This is a genomic window from Bradyrhizobium genosp. SA-3, from assembly GCF_004212635.1.
Lineage (GTDB): Bacteria > Pseudomonadota > Alphaproteobacteria > Rhizobiales > Xanthobacteraceae > Bradyrhizobium.
Map to the genome: position 1 here is coordinate 1 of NZ_PSRT01000057.1, position 14,651 is coordinate 14,651.

Sequence of the window (14,651 nt, forward strand, 5' to 3'; positions counted from 1 at the left end):
CAGCGCGAGCACGGCGATGGCGCGGTCGATCGGCGCCGCCCGCCGCGCGGCCTGCCCGATCGTCCGCATCTCCTCGGAAAGAAGGGGCTGATTGTCCTGATCAAACGGATCGACGCCGGAGACGTCCCACAGCAGCGTCGCCGTGTGCTCCAGCGTATCGCTCTCGGCGAGATCGACGCAGTTGACCCCACGGTAGATCGCGCCCTCCTCGGTGATGGTCGAGATCTCCGTGTCCATCACCGGCAGGTCGGCGTCGAAGCTGCGCAGGCCCCTTGGCTCCGGCGACGGCGCCCGGCGCTCCTTCAGGGCGCGGACGTCCTCGGCACGGTAGCGGTTTTTTCGCGAGTCCGGTGTCGGCTCGGAGCGGATCAAGCCGCGGCTGACATAGGCGTAGAGCGTGGCTGGCGAGATCGCGAGCTCGGCGGCGGCTTCCCGGGCGGAGAGGTAGAGCTCGCTGGAATTTTTCATATTGATTTATGTAATCAAGATTGATCAATCTGTCGAGATGCCCGACCTTTCCCATGCGTCAAACAGGAGCTTGGGCCATGAACATCCACCTCACCAAAAGCCAGATCGGGCTGGACGGCGTTCCCGCGGCGGAGACCGTGCTGAGCCATGTCGATGGCGAGCGCGGCGAGCTGATCATCGCCGGCGAGCATGTCGGCAGCCTCGCCGCCAAATCGAGCTTCGAGGGCGTCACCGCCCGGCTCTGGAACGGCGCCAGCAAGACCACGCTGAGCGAGGCCAATGTGCGGGCGAGCCTGGGCGCCGCGCGCGAGCGCGCCTTCGCGCGATTGCCGGACCTGTTGCCGGCGACACAGGGCATGGGCATCGTCGACGGGTTTCGTGCGGCAGTCGCAGGACTTCGCGCCGAACATGGTCTGGAGCATGAAGCGACCATCGTCGGCGCGTTTCCGGTGATCGCCGGTGCGCTGGTCCGCCGCGCCAAGGGCTTAGAGCCGGTCGCGCCCGATTCCAGCGTGAGCCACGCCGCCGACACGCTGCGCATGCTGCACGGGCGGGCGCCTGCAACGCGCGAGGTCACCGCGCTCGATGCCTATCTCGTCACCGTCTGCGACCACGGCATGAATGCCTCGACCTTCACGACGCGCGTGGTGGCCTCGACGCAAGCCGATCTGTTCGCCGCCGTGACCGCGGGCTATTGCGCGCTCACCGGCCCCTTGCATGGCGGCGCGCCAGAGCCGGTGCTGGAAATGCTCGATGCGATCGGCTCGCGCGAACGCATCCAGAGCTGGGTCGATGCGGCGCTGGCACGCGGCGAACGGATGATGGGCTTTGGTCACCGCGTCTATCGCGTGCGCGACCCGCGCGCCGACGTGCTGAAGACCGCGATCGAGGCACTGGCTTGCAACGGCGCCGACCTGCCCTTTGCCGGCGAGGTCGAGGCGTATATCCGTAGCGCGCTGCGCAAGAAGAACCCAGACCGGCCGCTGGAGACCAATGTCGAGTTCTTCACCGCGATCCTGCTCGATGCGCTCGCAATTCCGAGGCAGGCCTTCACGCCGATCTTCGCGGTGGCGCGTGCGGCAGGATGGACCGCGCATGCGCGCGAGCAGCAGCGCACGGGACGGCTGATCCGGCCGAGTTCGTCCTATGTGGGGGCCATGCCGAAGGAATGATGAAGTAGCCTGGATGGAGCGGAAGCGAAATCCGGGAAAGTCGCTTGTGTGAGAAAGACCCGGATTACGCTGACGCTCCATCCGGGCTACGCGACTAAGGACTGAGGGAAAGGCGACAGCGGAGCTCCCACTCCGCTGTCGTGCAAGCGAAGTCTTGATCTACGACAGGTTGAGGAGGGTCTATACGTCTCCGACGAGCACTGTGGAACGAATGCGCGGTCGGCGAATTGCCTGATCTGGCCCCGCAGAGGAACGCGATGCTGGACTTGCTTGGAGATTCGGACGAGGCCAGGATCGGCGAGATCGCGAGGCAAGCAGCGAGCAGGAGCGCTGGCGGCGCGGATTCCGAGAGGCGATTCCGGGACTTGCTCCAGGCGCTGCCCGCCGCGATCTACACGACCGACGCAGAAGGCCGCATCACCTTCTTCAATCAAGCCTGCATCGATTTTGCCGGACGCACGCCAGAGGTCGGCGCGATGTGGTGCGTGACATGGAAGCTCTATCTGCCCGACGGCACGCCGCTCCCCCACGATGAGTGCCCCATGGCAATCGCGCTCAAGCAGAACCGGCCGGTGCGCGACGTCGAGGCTGTGGCCGAACGGCCGGACGGCTCACGGATTTGCTTCATGCCATATCCGACGCCGCTGCGCGATGAACGCGGCCGACTGGTCGGCGCGGTGAACATGCTGGTCGACATCACGGCTCGCAAGCAGGCCGAGCAGCGGATGGTGCTCCTCGCCTACGAGGTCGATCATCGTTCGAACAATCTGCTCGCGGTGACGCAGGCGATGCTGCGGCTGACGAAGGCCGAGACCGCTGCAGAATTCCAGGCCGCGTTTCAAGGCCGCCTCAGCGCGCTTGCCAACGTGCAGAGGCTGTTCTCGGCGTCGCGCTGGACCGGTGCGAGTCTGAAGACCATCGTCGAAGACGAACTCCGGCCCTACGCAGGCGGAGACGGCGAACGTATCAGTATCATCGGAGACGACATCCGCCTGCCGGCGACGCTCGCCCAATCGATCGCGGTCGCCGTGCACGAGCTTGCGACCAACGCCGCCAAATACGGGTCGCTATCGACGCCTTCGGGCCGGCTGGAGGTCCGCTGGGAGACCAATGGTGCAGAACCTCTCGTGCTACACTGGTCGGAGCGCGGCGGTCCCAGGGTCGACGAGCCGCCGACGCGCAAGGGCTTTGGCATCGGCGCGGTCGATGGCATCATCCGGACCTTGCGCGGACGGGTGACCCGGTGGTGGAAGCCGGAAGGACTGGTTTGCGAACTGTCCTTCCCGGAGGCGTAGCCTTACGCCTCCCGCACCACCGTCTTCAGATAATTATACGCCTTGATGATCTCGATCAGGCGGTCTTCGGTCGAGCGGTCGCCGCCATTGGCATCGGGGTGGTGCTGCTTCACCAGGGCCTTGTACTTGGTCTTGACGTCGGCGAGCGTGGCGTCGGGGCCGAGGCCCATGACCTGGAGCGCCTTGCGCTCGGCGTTCATCACCTTGCGCGTCTCGGCCTTGGGCTGAGCCTCGGGACCGCGGCGCCAGTTGGCGCGGCCGTTGATCTCACTGAACATGCTGAACGGATCGAAGGCGCCGTCGATCTCGGCTTCCGAAGCTTTCTTGCCGCCGTTGGCGCCCATCTTCCAGGTCGGACGGTGGCCGGTCAGCGCATCCTTCTGGTAGCGCGCGACCGCATCGGCATTCATGCCCGAGAAGAAATTGTAGTTCTGGTTGTACTCGCGCACGTGCTCCAGGCAGAAGTGCCAGTACTCGCGAGAATTCTCGCGCCCCTTCGGCGCGCGGTGGCTGCCCTTGTTCTGGCAGCCGGTCCATTCGCAGGCGACCACGGTCTCGCGCGGCTTCGCTTCCGGCTGCTTGCCGCGCGGCTTGACGCGGATGGAGTCGAAGAACTTTGATGAATCGATCGGCATGGCTGACTTTGACTACGCAATGCAAAAACCTTCAAGTCTTGACATTGCAATTAGCTGAAAACCCGGTCGCAATTACCTAGAACTCCCGGGTATTGACGGGGTGCGATCGCGCACCTTAATGGCACACATGGCTATCAGAGATATTATCAGCAACAGGTTGCAGGAAGCTTTCAAGCCGGAAAGCCTGCAAGTCGTCGACGAGTCGCACTTGCATGAGGGCCACGCCGGCCATCGACCGAGCGGCGAGACGCACTTCCGTGTGTATATCGTATCTGCCGTCTTCAAAGGGAAGAGCCGGATCGAGCGCCACCGCATGATAAATTCGGCGCTGGCCGCGGAACTCGCCGGCGGCGTCCACGCGCTCGCGATCCACGCCCAGGCGCCGGGGGAAGGCGGGCGCTAACCTCCTCTGTCATGCCCCGCCACCGGGTCTCGCCTCCGGCGAGCCCGATGACAGGCTCCATCGGGGCATCCAGTAAACACTGCTGTCGAGATTCAATCGATGGGCCGCGGCGTACTGGATCGCCCGCCCCAGTGCGCAAGTGCGCACAAGGCGGGCGATGACACCGAGTGTGAGGCTAAAACGACGTCCCGGCCCTCCTCGGTTTTGCCTCCTCCAGCTCCGCCTCGCGCGGCACCGGCGAGATACGGAGCGCGGTGATGCGGTTGCGTTCGCGGCGGAGGACGCGGAAACGGAAGCCGTGGAAGGTGAAGCTCTGGCCGCGGTCGGGGATCGAGCGGGCCTCGTGAATGACGAGGCCGGCCACCGTGGTCGCCTCCTCGTCGGGCAGGTGCCAGTCCATGGCGCGGTTGAGATCGCGGATCGGCACCGAGCCGTCGACCACGACCGAGCCGTCCGGCTGGGCGCGCACGCCCGCGACCACGACGTCGTGCTCGTCGGAGATATCGCCGACGATCTCCTCCAAAATGTCTTCCAGCGTCACGAGCCCTTCAACTTCGCCGTACTCGTCGACGACGAGCGCGAAATGGGTCTTGCGGCGGCGGAACGCCTTGAGCTGCTCGGAGACCGGGCGCATCTCCGGCACGAACCAGGGTGGGAGTGCGATGGTGGAGACATCGATCCGCGAGGTATCGCCGTCGGAGGCGCGGATCGCGCGGAGGAGATCCTTGGCGTGGAGCACACCGATGATGTTCTCGGGCTTCTCGCGCCACAGCGGGATGCGGGTGTATTCGGTGGCCAGCACCTCGCGCACCAGCTCTTCCGGCGGCAAATCGGCATTGATCATCATCATCTCGGTGCGATGGATCATGACGTCGGAGACCTGGAGCTCGCGTAGATCGAGCAGGCCGCCAAGCATGTCGCGGTCATGCTTCTCGAACTTGCCTTCGTGGTGCAACAGGTCGACCGCACCGCGCAGGCGCTCGGTCGGCGACAGGATCGCCTGGTGCTCGCCGGCGAGGCCAAACAGGCGCAGCAACAGGCGCACAATCACTTCCACGATCCGCAGCAGCGGCCCCAGCACGTACATGGTCAGCCGCATCGGGCGTGCGACCGCAAGCGCCACGCGGTCCGGCGCGTTGATGGCGATGGTCTTCGGCAGAACCTCCGCGAAGATCACGACCAGCGCCGTCATCACCCCGGTCGCATAGAGCACGCCGACATCACCGAACCAGGCCGTGAATATCGCGGTGGCGATCGCGGAGGAGCCGATATTGGCGATGTTGTTGCCGAGCAGCAGCGCGCCGATCAGGCGCTCGCGCATGTCGAGCAGCTGCGAGACGACGTCGGCGTCGTGATTGCCCTGCTTGGAGAGCCTGAGCATGCTAGAGCGCGAGGCGCCGGTCAGCGCGGTCTCGCTCGCGGCGAAGAACGCCGAGACCAGGAGGCAGAGGACGACGATGGTGAATCCGAGCCAGTCCATGCACCACTCTAGCTTCTTGTTTGGACGCGTTGTCTTGACGCGAACCGGTATCCACTTCGCGCGAAAGCGCTTGAGCCCCGTTCAGCCGCGCATCACGCCTTCTGCGCGAGCTTCTCTTGCAGGAAATCGCGCACCGGGGCGGGTTCGACATCCTTGGCGATCACCGCGCGCCCGACGGCCTCCAGCAGGATGAAGGTGAGCTTGCCGCGCTTGACCTTCTTGTCCTGCGCCATCAGCGCCATCAGCGCATCGGCATCGGCAAGGCCTTCCTGAACAAAACCCGCGATGTCCTGCAAGCGCGTCGGCAGGCCAGCTTCGATCAGGTGACGCTCGACGCGCGCCGCGTCCTGCTCGCCGATCATGCCGAGCCTGGCCGAGAACTGCGCCGCCAGCGTCATGCCGATCGCGACGCCCTCGCCGTGGAACAGGCGGTCGGAGAAGCCGGTCGCCGCTTCCAGCGCGTGACCAAAGGTATGGCCGAGATTGAGCAGCGCGCGCTCGCCGGTTTCGCGCTCATCGCGCGAGACGACGCCGGCCTTGGCGCGGCACGACGTCGCGATGGCATGCTCGCGCGCCGAGCCACCCCTGAAGACATCGGCATGGTTCTTCTCCAGCCAGCTGAAGAAGGCTTCGTCGCCGAGCACGCCATATTTGGCGACCTCTGCATAGCCGGCGCGGAATTGCCGCGGCGACAGCGTGTCGAGCACGGCGGTGTCGGCGATGACCAGCACCGGCTGGTGGAAGGCGCCGAGCAGATTCTTGCCCTGCGGCGAATTGATGCCGGTCTTGCCGCCGACGCTGGAATCGACCTGCGCCAAAAGCGAGGTCGGCACCTGCACGAAATCGACGCCGCGGCGCAGGATTGCCGCGGCAAAGCCGGCGAGATCGCCGACCACGCCGCCGCCGAGCGCGATGACGAGATCGTTGCGCTCGATCTTCGCGGCGATCAGGGCCTCGCTGACCTTTTCCAGGCCCGCATAGGTCTTGGAGATCTCGCCTTCCTCGACCACGATGCGCGAGGTCGGGATGCCGGCGGCGGCAAGCGAAGCTTCGGTGGGCTCGAGCCAATATTTCGCAACGGTGCGGTCGGTCACAACAGCGGTGCGTACGCCGGGGCGCAAGCGCGCGACGCGCTCGCCGAGCGAGGCCAGCACGCCGCGGCCGATGACGATGTCGTAGGCGCGCTCGCCCAGCGCGACATCGACATTGACAGGATCGGAATGTTTCAAGGGCGCAGTCATCGTACGGCACTCGCAACGTCAGCAGGTGGCACACCGCAGAGATGGGCGTGCAGCGTCTCGATGCATTCCTCGACGATCTTGTCGTGCGGCACGTCGCGCGAGGCGATGGTGAGGTCGGCATGGCGATAGACCGGCTCGCGCTCGGTGAGCAGGCGCGTCACGGTTCCTTCGGGATCGGCGGTCTGCAGCAGCGGACGATCGGCACGACGCCGCACCCGGCGCATGATGACGTCGTGGTCGGCTTTGAGCCAGATCGAGACCGCTTTCGCGGCGATCCGCGCCCGCGTCTCCTCGCGCATGAACGCGCCGCCGCCGGTCGCGAGCACGATCGGCCCACCGTCCAGCAGCCGCGCGATCACGCGGGCCTCGCCGTCGCGGAAATGCGGCTCGCCATGGCGCTCGAAGATTTCCGGTATGGTCATGCCGGCCGCCGCCTCGATCTCGGTGTCGGCGTCGACGAAGGGCAGCTTGAGCCGCGCCGCCATGCGGCGGCCGATGGTGGATTTGCCCACCCCCATCATGCCGACGAGCACGATCGAGCGCGTCCCGAGCGCCGACAGAATGTCGGCCTCAGGCGAACCGGATAGCGGCAACGCGGCGTCGGACATGGATCTCGCTCGATCTGCCGCCAAAGGCGGCATGCTTTTGCCACCTATACGACCCCGCAGGGGGCCTCGCCAGAGGACTCTTGCCACGAAACGGCGAACATGTTGGATGATTTCATTGGTTAATTTGGCCTCCGGACCCCAGCACGATGCCCAGCCTGTTCCGCTTCCTGACGGTCGTCGCCGTGATCGCCGGCATCGTCTATGGCGTGGTCTTCGCGCTGGCGAACTTCGTCAATCCGAAGCCGCGGGAGATGACGGTGACGATCCCGCCTGACAAGTTTCTCAAGAAATAGCAGCTAGGCTCCAGGGCATGCGCACCAAGCCCTCCGACACCAAGCTCACCGGCCTGTTCCTCGACATGCTCGCGGCGGAACAGGGCGCCGGGGCCAACACGCTCGATGCCTACCGCCGCGACCTCACCGATTTCTCGGAATTTTTGGGCCGTGCCGGCCACAGTTTTGCGGATGCGGAGACGCAAGTCCTGCGCGACTATCTCGCCGATCTCGATGCGCGCGGCTTCAAATCCACCAGCGTCGCGCGGCGGCTGTCGGCGATGCGGCATCTGTTCCGCTTTCTCCTCAACGAGCGCATCCGTGCCGAGGATCCCGCGGCGATCCTGTCGGGACCCAAGCGCGGCCGCGGCCTGCCAAAAGTGCTGTCGATTGCGGATGTCGACCGCATGCTCCGCCGCGCCAAGGAATTGAGCGAGGCGGCGGATGCATCGCCGTCGAAACGGCTGCGGAGCTTGCGGCTCTATTGCCTGCTCGAGGTGCTCTACGCCACCGGCCTGCGCGTCTCCGAGCTGGTGGCGCTGCCGCGCTCGGCGGCCAAGCGCGATGCGCGCATGATCGTGGTGCGCGGCAAGGGCAACAAGGAACGCCTGGTGCCGCTCAACGACGCCGCGCGGCAGGCGATGGCGGATTATCTCGCGGCGACGGAAGCTGCAAAGGCTGACAAGAAGAACAGCGTGGCCGCCTCGAAATGGCTGTTTCCCTCCTTCGGAGAGAGCGGACATCTGACGCGCCAGCATTTCGCCCGCGATCTGAAGGAGCTCGCGGTCGCCTCCGGGCTTCAGGCCCGGCTGGTCTCCCCACACGTGCTGCGCCACGCCTTTGCCAGCCACCTGCTGCACAACGGCGCCGATTTGCGCATCGTGCAGACCCTACTCGGCCACACCGACATCTCCACGACCCAGATCTACACCCATGTGGTCGAGGAGCGGCTGAAGAGCCTGGTGCGCGATCTGCACCCGCTGGCGGAGAAGTAGGGCCCAGGAGAAATAAGGCCGTCGTCCCGGCGGAGGCCGGGACCCATACCGCGTGATCTCTCGGGTCAGCGCAGGTATTAGTACCGCTGCACAGCTGGACAACTACTAGTCTTCGCCAAACCTCTCCCTGTGGTTATGGGTTCCGGCCCCCGTGCGCAATTGCGCACTAGGCCGGGACGACAGCTGGGGCTTAAACCGCCTTGACTTCGGCCACATCTCCGCGGAAAGAGCCGTGGCCTCACGATTGATTTGGCTGGCGTCTCACGATCGCACAGGCCAAACCATTGAAGAAGCTAAACTTCTTTCCACAACCCCAACCTCGTTTCGCTCTCTCGCCCCGTCCCCCTATATTGAGTTGATGCCAGACCAGATGCGCAGCTATCTCGACTTCGAAAAGCCCGTCGCCGAGCTCGACTCCAAGGTTGACGAGCTCAGGATGTTGGCGGCCTCCGGCACCGACATCGCCGAGGAGATCGGGCGGATCGAGGACAAGGCGGCGCAGGCGCTGGCCGACCTCTATCTGAACCTGACGCCGTGGCAGAAGACGCTGGTGGCGCGGCATCCGCAGCGGCCGCATTTCAACGATTTCATCAAGGGCCTGATCACCGAGTTCACGCCGCTGGCCGGCGACCGCAAATTCGGCGAGGACGAGGCGCTGGTCGCCGGCTTCGGCCGCTTCCGTGGCGAGCCGATCTGCGTGATGGGCCAGGAGAAGGGCGATTCCACCGAGAGCCGCATCCGGCACAATTTCGGCATGGCGCGGCCGGAAGGCTATCGCAAATGCGTGCGGCTGATGGAGATGGCTGAGCGGTTCGGCCTGCCGGTGCTGTCGCTCGCCGATTCCGCCGGCGCCTATCCCGGCATCGGCGCCGAGGAGCGCGGTCAGGCCGAAGCGATCGCACGCTCGACGGATGCGTGCCTCGCGCTGACCGTGCCGAACGTCGCCATCATCACCGGTGAGGGCATGTCGGGCGGCGCCATCGCCATCACCACCGCCAACAGAGTGTTGATGCTGGAGCACGCGATCTACAGCGTGATCTCGCCGGAGGCCGCCTCCTCCATCCTCTGGCGCGACGGTACGAAGGCGCAGGAAGCCGCCAACAACATGAAGATCACCGCCCAGGACATGCTCCGCTTCGGGGTGATCGACAGCATTTTGAAGGAGCCGGTCGGCGGCGCTCACCGCGACCCCGCCGCCATGATCGCCACCACCGGGGACGCCATTGCCAAGGCTTTCGACGAGCTCCGGGGCCTCGACGGCGACGCCATCCGCAAGCAGCGGCGGCAGAAATTCCTCGATATCGGCCGGAAACTGGGCTGATTAGTCCCGATTTCGGTCCTGTAGGGTGGGCAAAGCGACTTGTCCGCCGTAGCTCGAAGAGCGAAGGCGGAAGCGTGCCCACCATTCCCAGCCGCGCGACCGGCTGGTGGGCACGGCGCGTCGCGCCTTTGCCCACCCTACGAGACCTCCCCGGTCGCCCCCCGGTAACCCCGCATTAACCCTTTTTTTGCCCAAATCAGCGATCTCTGTTCCAATCCGGCCGAAAGGCCCAAGTTACGTCCCAAGTTACGTCCAAAGTCGCGTCCATTCAGTCTTCGTTGACCATGCCACTGGGCCAACGGGCTCGTGATCTCCGCTCGGGTTGCGACCACATGACCCAGAGGTTAGAATTTTAATCAATGGCTTCAGGGCATAAGCGCTGGGGCGTGGTCTGAAAAAAAAGCCCGTCACGACGGGTCCGGATTTCCGGTCAGGCCGTGCTCCAGAAGAATTGGGGTTCGCGCTTCGCTGCCCGGCACGGTGTGGGGTCCATCTTGATTTCTCGTTCGCTTGCTCGCGCGCTTTTGGCTTCGGTTGCGCTGGCCGCCAGCATCGTGCTGGCCGGCTGCGACACCGACCAGGTTTCGCTCGCGACCAACGCCAAGGCCAACCAGCCGGTGCCGCCAAAGCTTCTCGCCGCGATGGTCGAGAAGAACATGGACCTGCAATCGCCGATCCTGGTCCGCCTGTTCAAGCAGGAGGCCGAGCTCGAGGTCTGGAAGCAGACCCGCTCAGGCCAGTTCGCGCTGCTCAAGACCTATCCGATCTGCCGCTGGTCGGGCGATCTCGGCCCCAAGGTGCGCGAAGGCGACCGCCAGGCACCGGAAGGATTCTACTCGATCAATCCGAGCCAGATGAATCCGCAGTCGGCCTATTACCTCTCCTTCAACACCGGCTATCCGAACGCGTTCGACAAGGCGCTTGGGCGCAGCGGCTCGCAGCTGATGGTGCACGGCGATTGCTCGTCGCGCGGCTGCTACGCCATGACCGACGAGCAAATCGCGGAGATTTATTCGCTGGGGCGCGAATCCTTCTTCGGCGGCCAGAAGGCGTTCCAGCTCCAAGCCTATCCGTTCAAGATGACGCCGGTGAATATGGCCAAGCACCGGAACAATCCGAACATGGCCTTCTGGAAAATGATCAAGGAAGGCTATGATCATTTCGAGGTGACGCGGCAGGAGCCGAAGGTCGATTTCTGCGAGAAGAAATACGTGTTCGATGCAGCGAAGCCGGCGGACGCCAAGCGCGACCCGGTGTTCGACGCTTCGGCGAAGTGCCCGGCCTATGTGATCCCCGAGGACATCGCCAGCGCCGTGCGCGAGAAGCAGGCCAAGGACGAAGCCGAATACGCCAAGCTCGTCGCCAAGGGCACGCCGGTGGCGCGCATGAACACCGGCATCGACGGTGGCATGAACAAGATCTTCGCCGCCAAGATTCCAGAAGGCTCGACCGGCCTGTCGGAGGGCGCCGAAGGCACCACGCTGCAGATGCTGGCGATGGCGAAGGCGCCCGGCACGATCCCCGGCCACGTCAATCCGCCCAAGCCGAACCTCGATGCGGCAGCAAGCGCGCCGCAAGAAGAGCCGGTCACAGCTAGCAGCGTACCCGCAACCAGCACCCGCGTCGCCGCGGCTGCGCCGGCCGACAAATCGCAAGAGAAATCTCAAGGCGGCGGCTTCTTCTCCAACCTCGGCCGCAAGATGGGCCTCGGCACCGCCGACACCACGGCGACCACGCCTCCGCCGCAGGCCACAGCCTCCGTCGCGCCGGCCCGGACGTCCACGACGCCGCCCACGGCAGCGTCGAGGCTGAAGGCCGCAGTGACCCGCTTCGTGCCGGGGCATGACAAATCCAAGGATGCGGCCAAGGACGCTGCAAAGGATGCGCCGAAGCCTGCCGTCGCCGCCAAGCCCGCCGAGCCGGCGAAGCAGCCCGACACCCGCCTCGCCGCAACGCGCCCGGCGCTGAAGCCGTCGGTGTCGGATGGCGCCGGTGACAGCGGGCAGATGGCCGGCGCCGCACCGGTGGTGCAGTCGAACTCGTTCGACAGCCGGTTTGGGGCGGTGAAGTAGGGGGCGGTGCTCCGTCCCATCCCAGCCTGACGCCGTCATTCCCCGCGAAGGCGGGGAATCCAGTATTCCAGAGACGGCCGTTCTCGATCGAGAAGCCGCGGCGTACTGGATGCCCCGCTTTCGCGGAGCATGACAGCCGAGTTCGGTGTGAGAGCGGCGCGCTTCACGCGCATATCCTACGGCGCCAGATACCGCATCAGTTCCGGATTGCCCCGCACCTCCCCCGCCTCGCCTTGCAGCGCGATTCGTCCGCGGTCGAGCACGTAGGCGTAGTCGGCGACGCGCAGCGCCAAGTCGAGGTGCTGCTCGACGATGATGACGGCGATGGTCTTCGCGAGCTCGATCAAGCGCTCGGTGATCTCCTCGATCACGCCGATCCAGACGCCTTCGGTCGGCTCGTCGAGCAGCAACAGTTTTGGGTCGCCCAGCATGGCGCGGCCGATCGCGAGCATCTTGCGCTCGCCGCCGGACAGCGTGCCGGCCGGCTGGTCGAGGCGCTGGCCGAGCTTCGGGAAGATGGTCAGCACGCGGTCGACGGCGGACGCATCCTTGCTCGCGAGCGAGCCGACGGCGAGATTGTCGCGCACCGACAGGCGCGCGAACACCGAATGCTCCTGCGGGACGTAGCCGATGCCGGCGCGCACGCGCTCCTGGGTGGCGCGGCGGCTGATGTCGCGGCCGTCGAAGGCGACCTCGCCCTTCCAGGCCGGCAGTTCGCCGACGATGGTCTTCATCAGCGTGGTCTTGCCGGCACCGTTGCGGCCGAGCACGGCGACGCCGCCGCGCCAGGGAATGCCGAGGCTGACGTCGAACAGCACCTGGCTGCGTCCATAGCCGGTGTCGAGATGCTTGATGTCCAAATATTCAGGCACGGCGCAGATAAATCTCCTGGACACTCTTGTTGGCCTGGATCTCGGACACCGTGCCCGACGCCAGCACCTTGCCCTGGTCGAGCACGGTGAGGCGATCGCAGATGTCGCGGATGAAATCGAGGTCGTGCTCGACGATGACGAGCGAGCAATGCTGCTTGATCGGCTGGAGCAATTCGCCGGTGACGCGGCGCTCCTCCAGGCTCATGCCACCGGTCGGCTCGTCCAGCAGCAAGAGCTTTGGCTTGCCCGCCAGCGCCATCGCGATCTCCAGCCATTGCTGCTGGCCGTGCGATAGGGCGGCGGCCGCATCGAAAGCGCGGTCGGCGAGGCGAAATTGCCTCAGCATGGTCATGACCTGGTCGTGCAGCAGCCTGCGCGTGCGCGAGAGCACGAGATCGAGCAGCGAGCACTGTGCCTGCAGCGCGAGCAGGATGTTGTCGTACAGCGTCAGCGACGGCAGCACGCTCGTGATCTGGAACTTCAGGCTCATGCCGGCGCGGGCGCGCTCGGTCGGGGTGAAGGCAGTGATGTCGGTGTTGACGAAGCTCACCTTGCCCTGCGTCGGCACCTCGGCCCCGGCGATGCATTTCATTAGCGTGCTCTTGCCGGAGCCGTTCGGACCGATCAGACCGTGAAACTCGTTCTCGCCGACGGTGAGCGCTGCACCATCGAGCGCAGTGAGCTTGCCAAAGACTTTCCTGATGCCGGCGGCTTCAAGGAGCGGCATTGCGCTTCTCCTTAGGCTTCGCACCAAAGCTGCCGACCCGCTCGCGCTCACCCAGCACGAAGCTGATGAGGCCGAGCGGCCGGAACAGGATCACGAGCAACAGCAAGAGGCCGAGAATGATCGGCCAGACGTCGCGATAATTGTCCGACAGCCAGAAGCTGACGCCCTCGACGATGACGGCGCCGATGACGGCGCCGATCAGCGTGCCGGAGCCGCCGAACAGCACATAGAGCACCACCTGCGTCGAGACCACGACGCCGACCATGTTGGGCCAGACGAAGCCTTCATGGAAAGCATAGAGGCTGCCGGCAAGGCCTGCGATGGCACCGCCGACGGTGAAGATGATGGCTTTCAGATGCTGCGCCTTGTAGCCGAAGAAAGCGATGCGCTGCTCGTTCTCGCGCAGGCCTGCCAGCGCAAGGCCGAATTGCGAGCGCACCAGGAAGCGGCAGAGCAGGTAGACCACGACGAGGATGCCGAGCACGAGATAATAGAACGCCGGCCCTTCCGAAAATTCGTATGAACCAAGCGACATCGGCGCGATCGAGGGGATGCCGTTCTGGCCGCCCAGATAATACCAGCCGCGCGCCAGGCGGTCGGCGGCATAGGAGCCGGTCAGCGTGCCGAGCGAAACGAAGATCACGCTGGAGGGGTGCCGCCCCAGCAGCAGGAAGCCGCCGAGCAGCAGCGCGAACGTGAGGCCGATCAGCGTACCCGCCGGCAGCACCAGAAAGATGTTGGTGATGTCGAGGTCGCGCGCGAGCAGCGCGACGCCATAGCCGGCCGAGCCGAAGAACAGGGCCTGGCCGAAGCTCATGATCCCGGCGTAGCCCCAGACGAGGTCGAACGACAGTGCGAACAGCGCCAGAATGATCACGCGCGTTGCGAACACGGTGAGGTAGTCCTGGAGCGCCAGCGGCGCGAGCAGGGCCGCGACGAGCACGACCGCCTCGACGATCGGCAGGACTTTTCGTCCTGCCTTGACTCGTTCCCTGGCCCGTCCCGCTGCCACGCGTTCAGCCATCGCGTCGTCCGCTTCGTCGCCAGCGATGGCCTCTCTTACTACACTCATCGGCTTCAGCATTCCACC

The 14,651-nt window shown here is 65.3% G+C and carries 15 protein-coding genes; 7 read left to right on the top strand and 8 right to left on the bottom strand.

Translation table 11 applies throughout. The features are described 5' to 3' along the window. On the bottom strand, nucleotides 1-468 hold a 468-nt coding region (locus tag CWO91_RS20780; RefSeq protein ID WP_130215816.1), incomplete at its 3' end, for a citrate synthase. 77 nt (nucleotides 469-545) lie between these two features. Between CWO91_RS20780 and CWO91_RS20785 the strand changes: the two genes are divergently transcribed. Further along, complete coding sequence (locus CWO91_RS20785) at nucleotides 546-1,640, top strand: citrate synthase/methylcitrate synthase (protein WP_130215818.1); 1,095 nt, start codon at nucleotides 546-548, stop codon at nucleotides 1,638-1,640. Between the two features lie 257 nt (nucleotides 1,641-1,897). Beyond that, nucleotides 1,898-2,935: a sensor histidine kinase gene (locus CWO91_RS20790; protein ID WP_130215820.1), complete on the top strand. Its 1,038-nt coding sequence runs from the start codon at nucleotides 1,898-1,900 to the stop codon at nucleotides 2,933-2,935. A gap of 2 nt (nucleotides 2,936-2,937) precedes the next feature. On the opposite strand, the gene CWO91_RS20795 is transcribed toward CWO91_RS20790, so the two are convergent. After that, a complete protein-coding gene (locus tag CWO91_RS20795; RefSeq protein WP_130215822.1) occupies nucleotides 2,938-3,570 on the bottom strand; it encodes a J domain-containing protein in 633 nt (210 codons plus the stop codon). Between the two features lie 127 nt (nucleotides 3,571-3,697). Between CWO91_RS20795 and CWO91_RS20800 the strand changes: the two genes are divergently transcribed. Beyond that, on the top strand, nucleotides 3,698-3,973 hold the full coding sequence (locus CWO91_RS20800) for a BolA family protein (RefSeq protein WP_130215897.1): 276 nt from the start codon (nucleotides 3,698-3,700) through the stop codon (nucleotides 3,971-3,973). A gap of 175 nt (nucleotides 3,974-4,148) precedes the next feature. Here the strand turns inward: CWO91_RS20800 and CWO91_RS20805 are convergent, their stop codons facing one another. The 3 genes from CWO91_RS20805 to CWO91_RS20815 all read right to left on the bottom strand — a co-directional run bounded on the left by CWO91_RS20805 (nucleotide 4,149) and on the right by CWO91_RS20815 (nucleotide 7,302). Then, nucleotides 4,149-5,453 (bottom strand): HlyC/CorC family transporter, encoded by a 1,305-nt coding sequence (locus CWO91_RS20805; protein WP_091893423.1) that lies wholly within the window; start codon nucleotides 5,451-5,453, stop codon nucleotides 4,149-4,151. A 92-nt stretch (nucleotides 5,454-5,545) separates the two neighbouring features. Then, nucleotides 5,546-6,694: a 3-dehydroquinate synthase gene (gene aroB / locus CWO91_RS20810; protein ID WP_130215824.1), complete on the bottom strand. Its 1,149-nt coding sequence runs from the start codon at nucleotides 6,692-6,694 to the stop codon at nucleotides 5,546-5,548. Continuing rightward, a complete protein-coding gene (locus tag CWO91_RS20815; RefSeq protein WP_165405589.1) occupies nucleotides 6,691-7,302 on the bottom strand; it encodes a shikimate kinase in 612 nt (203 codons plus the stop codon). Before CWO91_RS20815 ends, aroB begins: the two co-directional genes overlap by 4 nt. Before the next feature lie 146 nt (nucleotides 7,303-7,448). Between CWO91_RS20815 and CWO91_RS20820 the strand changes: the two genes are divergently transcribed. The 4 genes from CWO91_RS20820 to CWO91_RS20835 all read left to right on the top strand — a co-directional run bounded on the left by CWO91_RS20820 (nucleotide 7,449) and on the right by CWO91_RS20835 (nucleotide 11,962). Then, a complete protein-coding gene (locus tag CWO91_RS20820) occupies nucleotides 7,449-7,595 on the top strand; it encodes a hypothetical protein (protein WP_035669499.1) in 147 nt (48 codons plus the stop codon). Nucleotides 7,596-7,612: 17 nt separating this feature from the next. Further along, a complete protein-coding gene (gene xerD, locus CWO91_RS20825) occupies nucleotides 7,613-8,569 on the top strand; it encodes a site-specific tyrosine recombinase XerD (RefSeq protein WP_130215828.1) in 957 nt (318 codons plus the stop codon). 358 nt (nucleotides 8,570-8,927) lie between these two features. After that, the gene (locus tag CWO91_RS20830; protein WP_130215830.1) at nucleotides 8,928-9,890 is read left to right on the top strand and encodes an acetyl-CoA carboxylase carboxyltransferase subunit alpha; all 963 of its coding nucleotides are present in this window, start codon (nucleotides 8,928-8,930) and stop codon (nucleotides 9,888-9,890) included. 494 nt (nucleotides 9,891-10,384) lie between these two features. Next, a complete protein-coding gene (locus CWO91_RS20835; protein ID WP_165405590.1) occupies nucleotides 10,385-11,962 on the top strand; it encodes a L,D-transpeptidase family protein in 1,578 nt (525 codons plus the stop codon). A gap of 176 nt (nucleotides 11,963-12,138) precedes the next feature. Here the strand turns inward: CWO91_RS20835 and CWO91_RS20845 are convergent, their stop codons facing one another. Genes CWO91_RS20845 through CWO91_RS20855 form a run of 3 tightly spaced genes read right to left on the bottom strand, consistent with a single transcriptional unit; the run spans nucleotide 12,139 to nucleotide 14,645 of the window. Next, nucleotides 12,139-12,834, bottom strand: a complete 696-nt coding sequence (locus tag CWO91_RS20845) for an ABC transporter ATP-binding protein (RefSeq protein ID WP_130215832.1) — start codon at nucleotides 12,832-12,834, stop codon at nucleotides 12,139-12,141. Next, nucleotides 12,827-13,561, bottom strand: a complete 735-nt coding sequence (locus tag CWO91_RS20850; RefSeq protein WP_130215834.1) for an ABC transporter ATP-binding protein — start codon at nucleotides 13,559-13,561, stop codon at nucleotides 12,827-12,829. Before CWO91_RS20850 ends, CWO91_RS20845 begins: the two co-directional genes overlap by 8 nt. Beyond that, complete coding sequence (locus CWO91_RS20855) at nucleotides 13,548-14,645, bottom strand: branched-chain amino acid ABC transporter permease (RefSeq protein WP_130215836.1); 1,098 nt, start codon at nucleotides 14,643-14,645, stop codon at nucleotides 13,548-13,550. Before CWO91_RS20855 ends, CWO91_RS20850 begins: the two co-directional genes overlap by 14 nt. Between the last annotated feature and the right edge of the window lie 6 nt (nucleotides 14,646-14,651).

Coding starts and splice junctions, on each gene's coding strand:
- CWO91_RS20785 (WP_130215818.1), top strand. CDS start 546: ATGAACATCCACCTCACCAAAAGCCAGATCGGGCTGGACGGCGTTCCC.
- CWO91_RS20790 (WP_130215820.1), top strand. CDS start 1,898: ATGCTGGACTTGCTTGGAGATTCGGACGAGGCCAGGATCGGCGAGATC.
- CWO91_RS20795 (WP_130215822.1), bottom strand. CDS start 3,570: ATGCCGATCGATTCATCAAAGTTCTTCGACTCCATCCGCGTCAAGCCG.
- CWO91_RS20800 (WP_130215897.1), top strand. CDS start 3,698: ATGGCTATCAGAGATATTATCAGCAACAGGTTGCAGGAAGCTTTCAAG.
- CWO91_RS20805 (WP_091893423.1), bottom strand. CDS start 5,453: ATGGACTGGCTCGGATTCACCATCGTCGTCCTCTGCCTCCTGGTCTCG.
- aroB (WP_130215824.1), bottom strand. CDS start 6,694: ATGACTGCGCCCTTGAAACATTCCGATCCTGTCAATGTCGATGTCGCG.
- CWO91_RS20815 (WP_165405589.1), bottom strand. CDS start 7,302: ATGTCCGACGCCGCGTTGCCGCTATCCGGTTCGCCTGAGGCCGACATT.
- CWO91_RS20820 (WP_035669499.1), top strand. CDS start 7,449: ATGCCCAGCCTGTTCCGCTTCCTGACGGTCGTCGCCGTGATCGCCGGC.
- xerD (WP_130215828.1), top strand. CDS start 7,613: ATGCGCACCAAGCCCTCCGACACCAAGCTCACCGGCCTGTTCCTCGAC.
- CWO91_RS20830 (WP_130215830.1), top strand. CDS start 8,928: ATGCCAGACCAGATGCGCAGCTATCTCGACTTCGAAAAGCCCGTCGCC.
- CWO91_RS20850 (WP_130215834.1), bottom strand. CDS start 13,561: ATGCCGCTCCTTGAAGCCGCCGGCATCAGGAAAGTCTTTGGCAAGCTC.
- CWO91_RS20855 (WP_130215836.1), bottom strand. CDS start 14,645: ATGCTGAAGCCGATGAGTGTAGTAAGAGAGGCCATCGCTGGCGACGAA.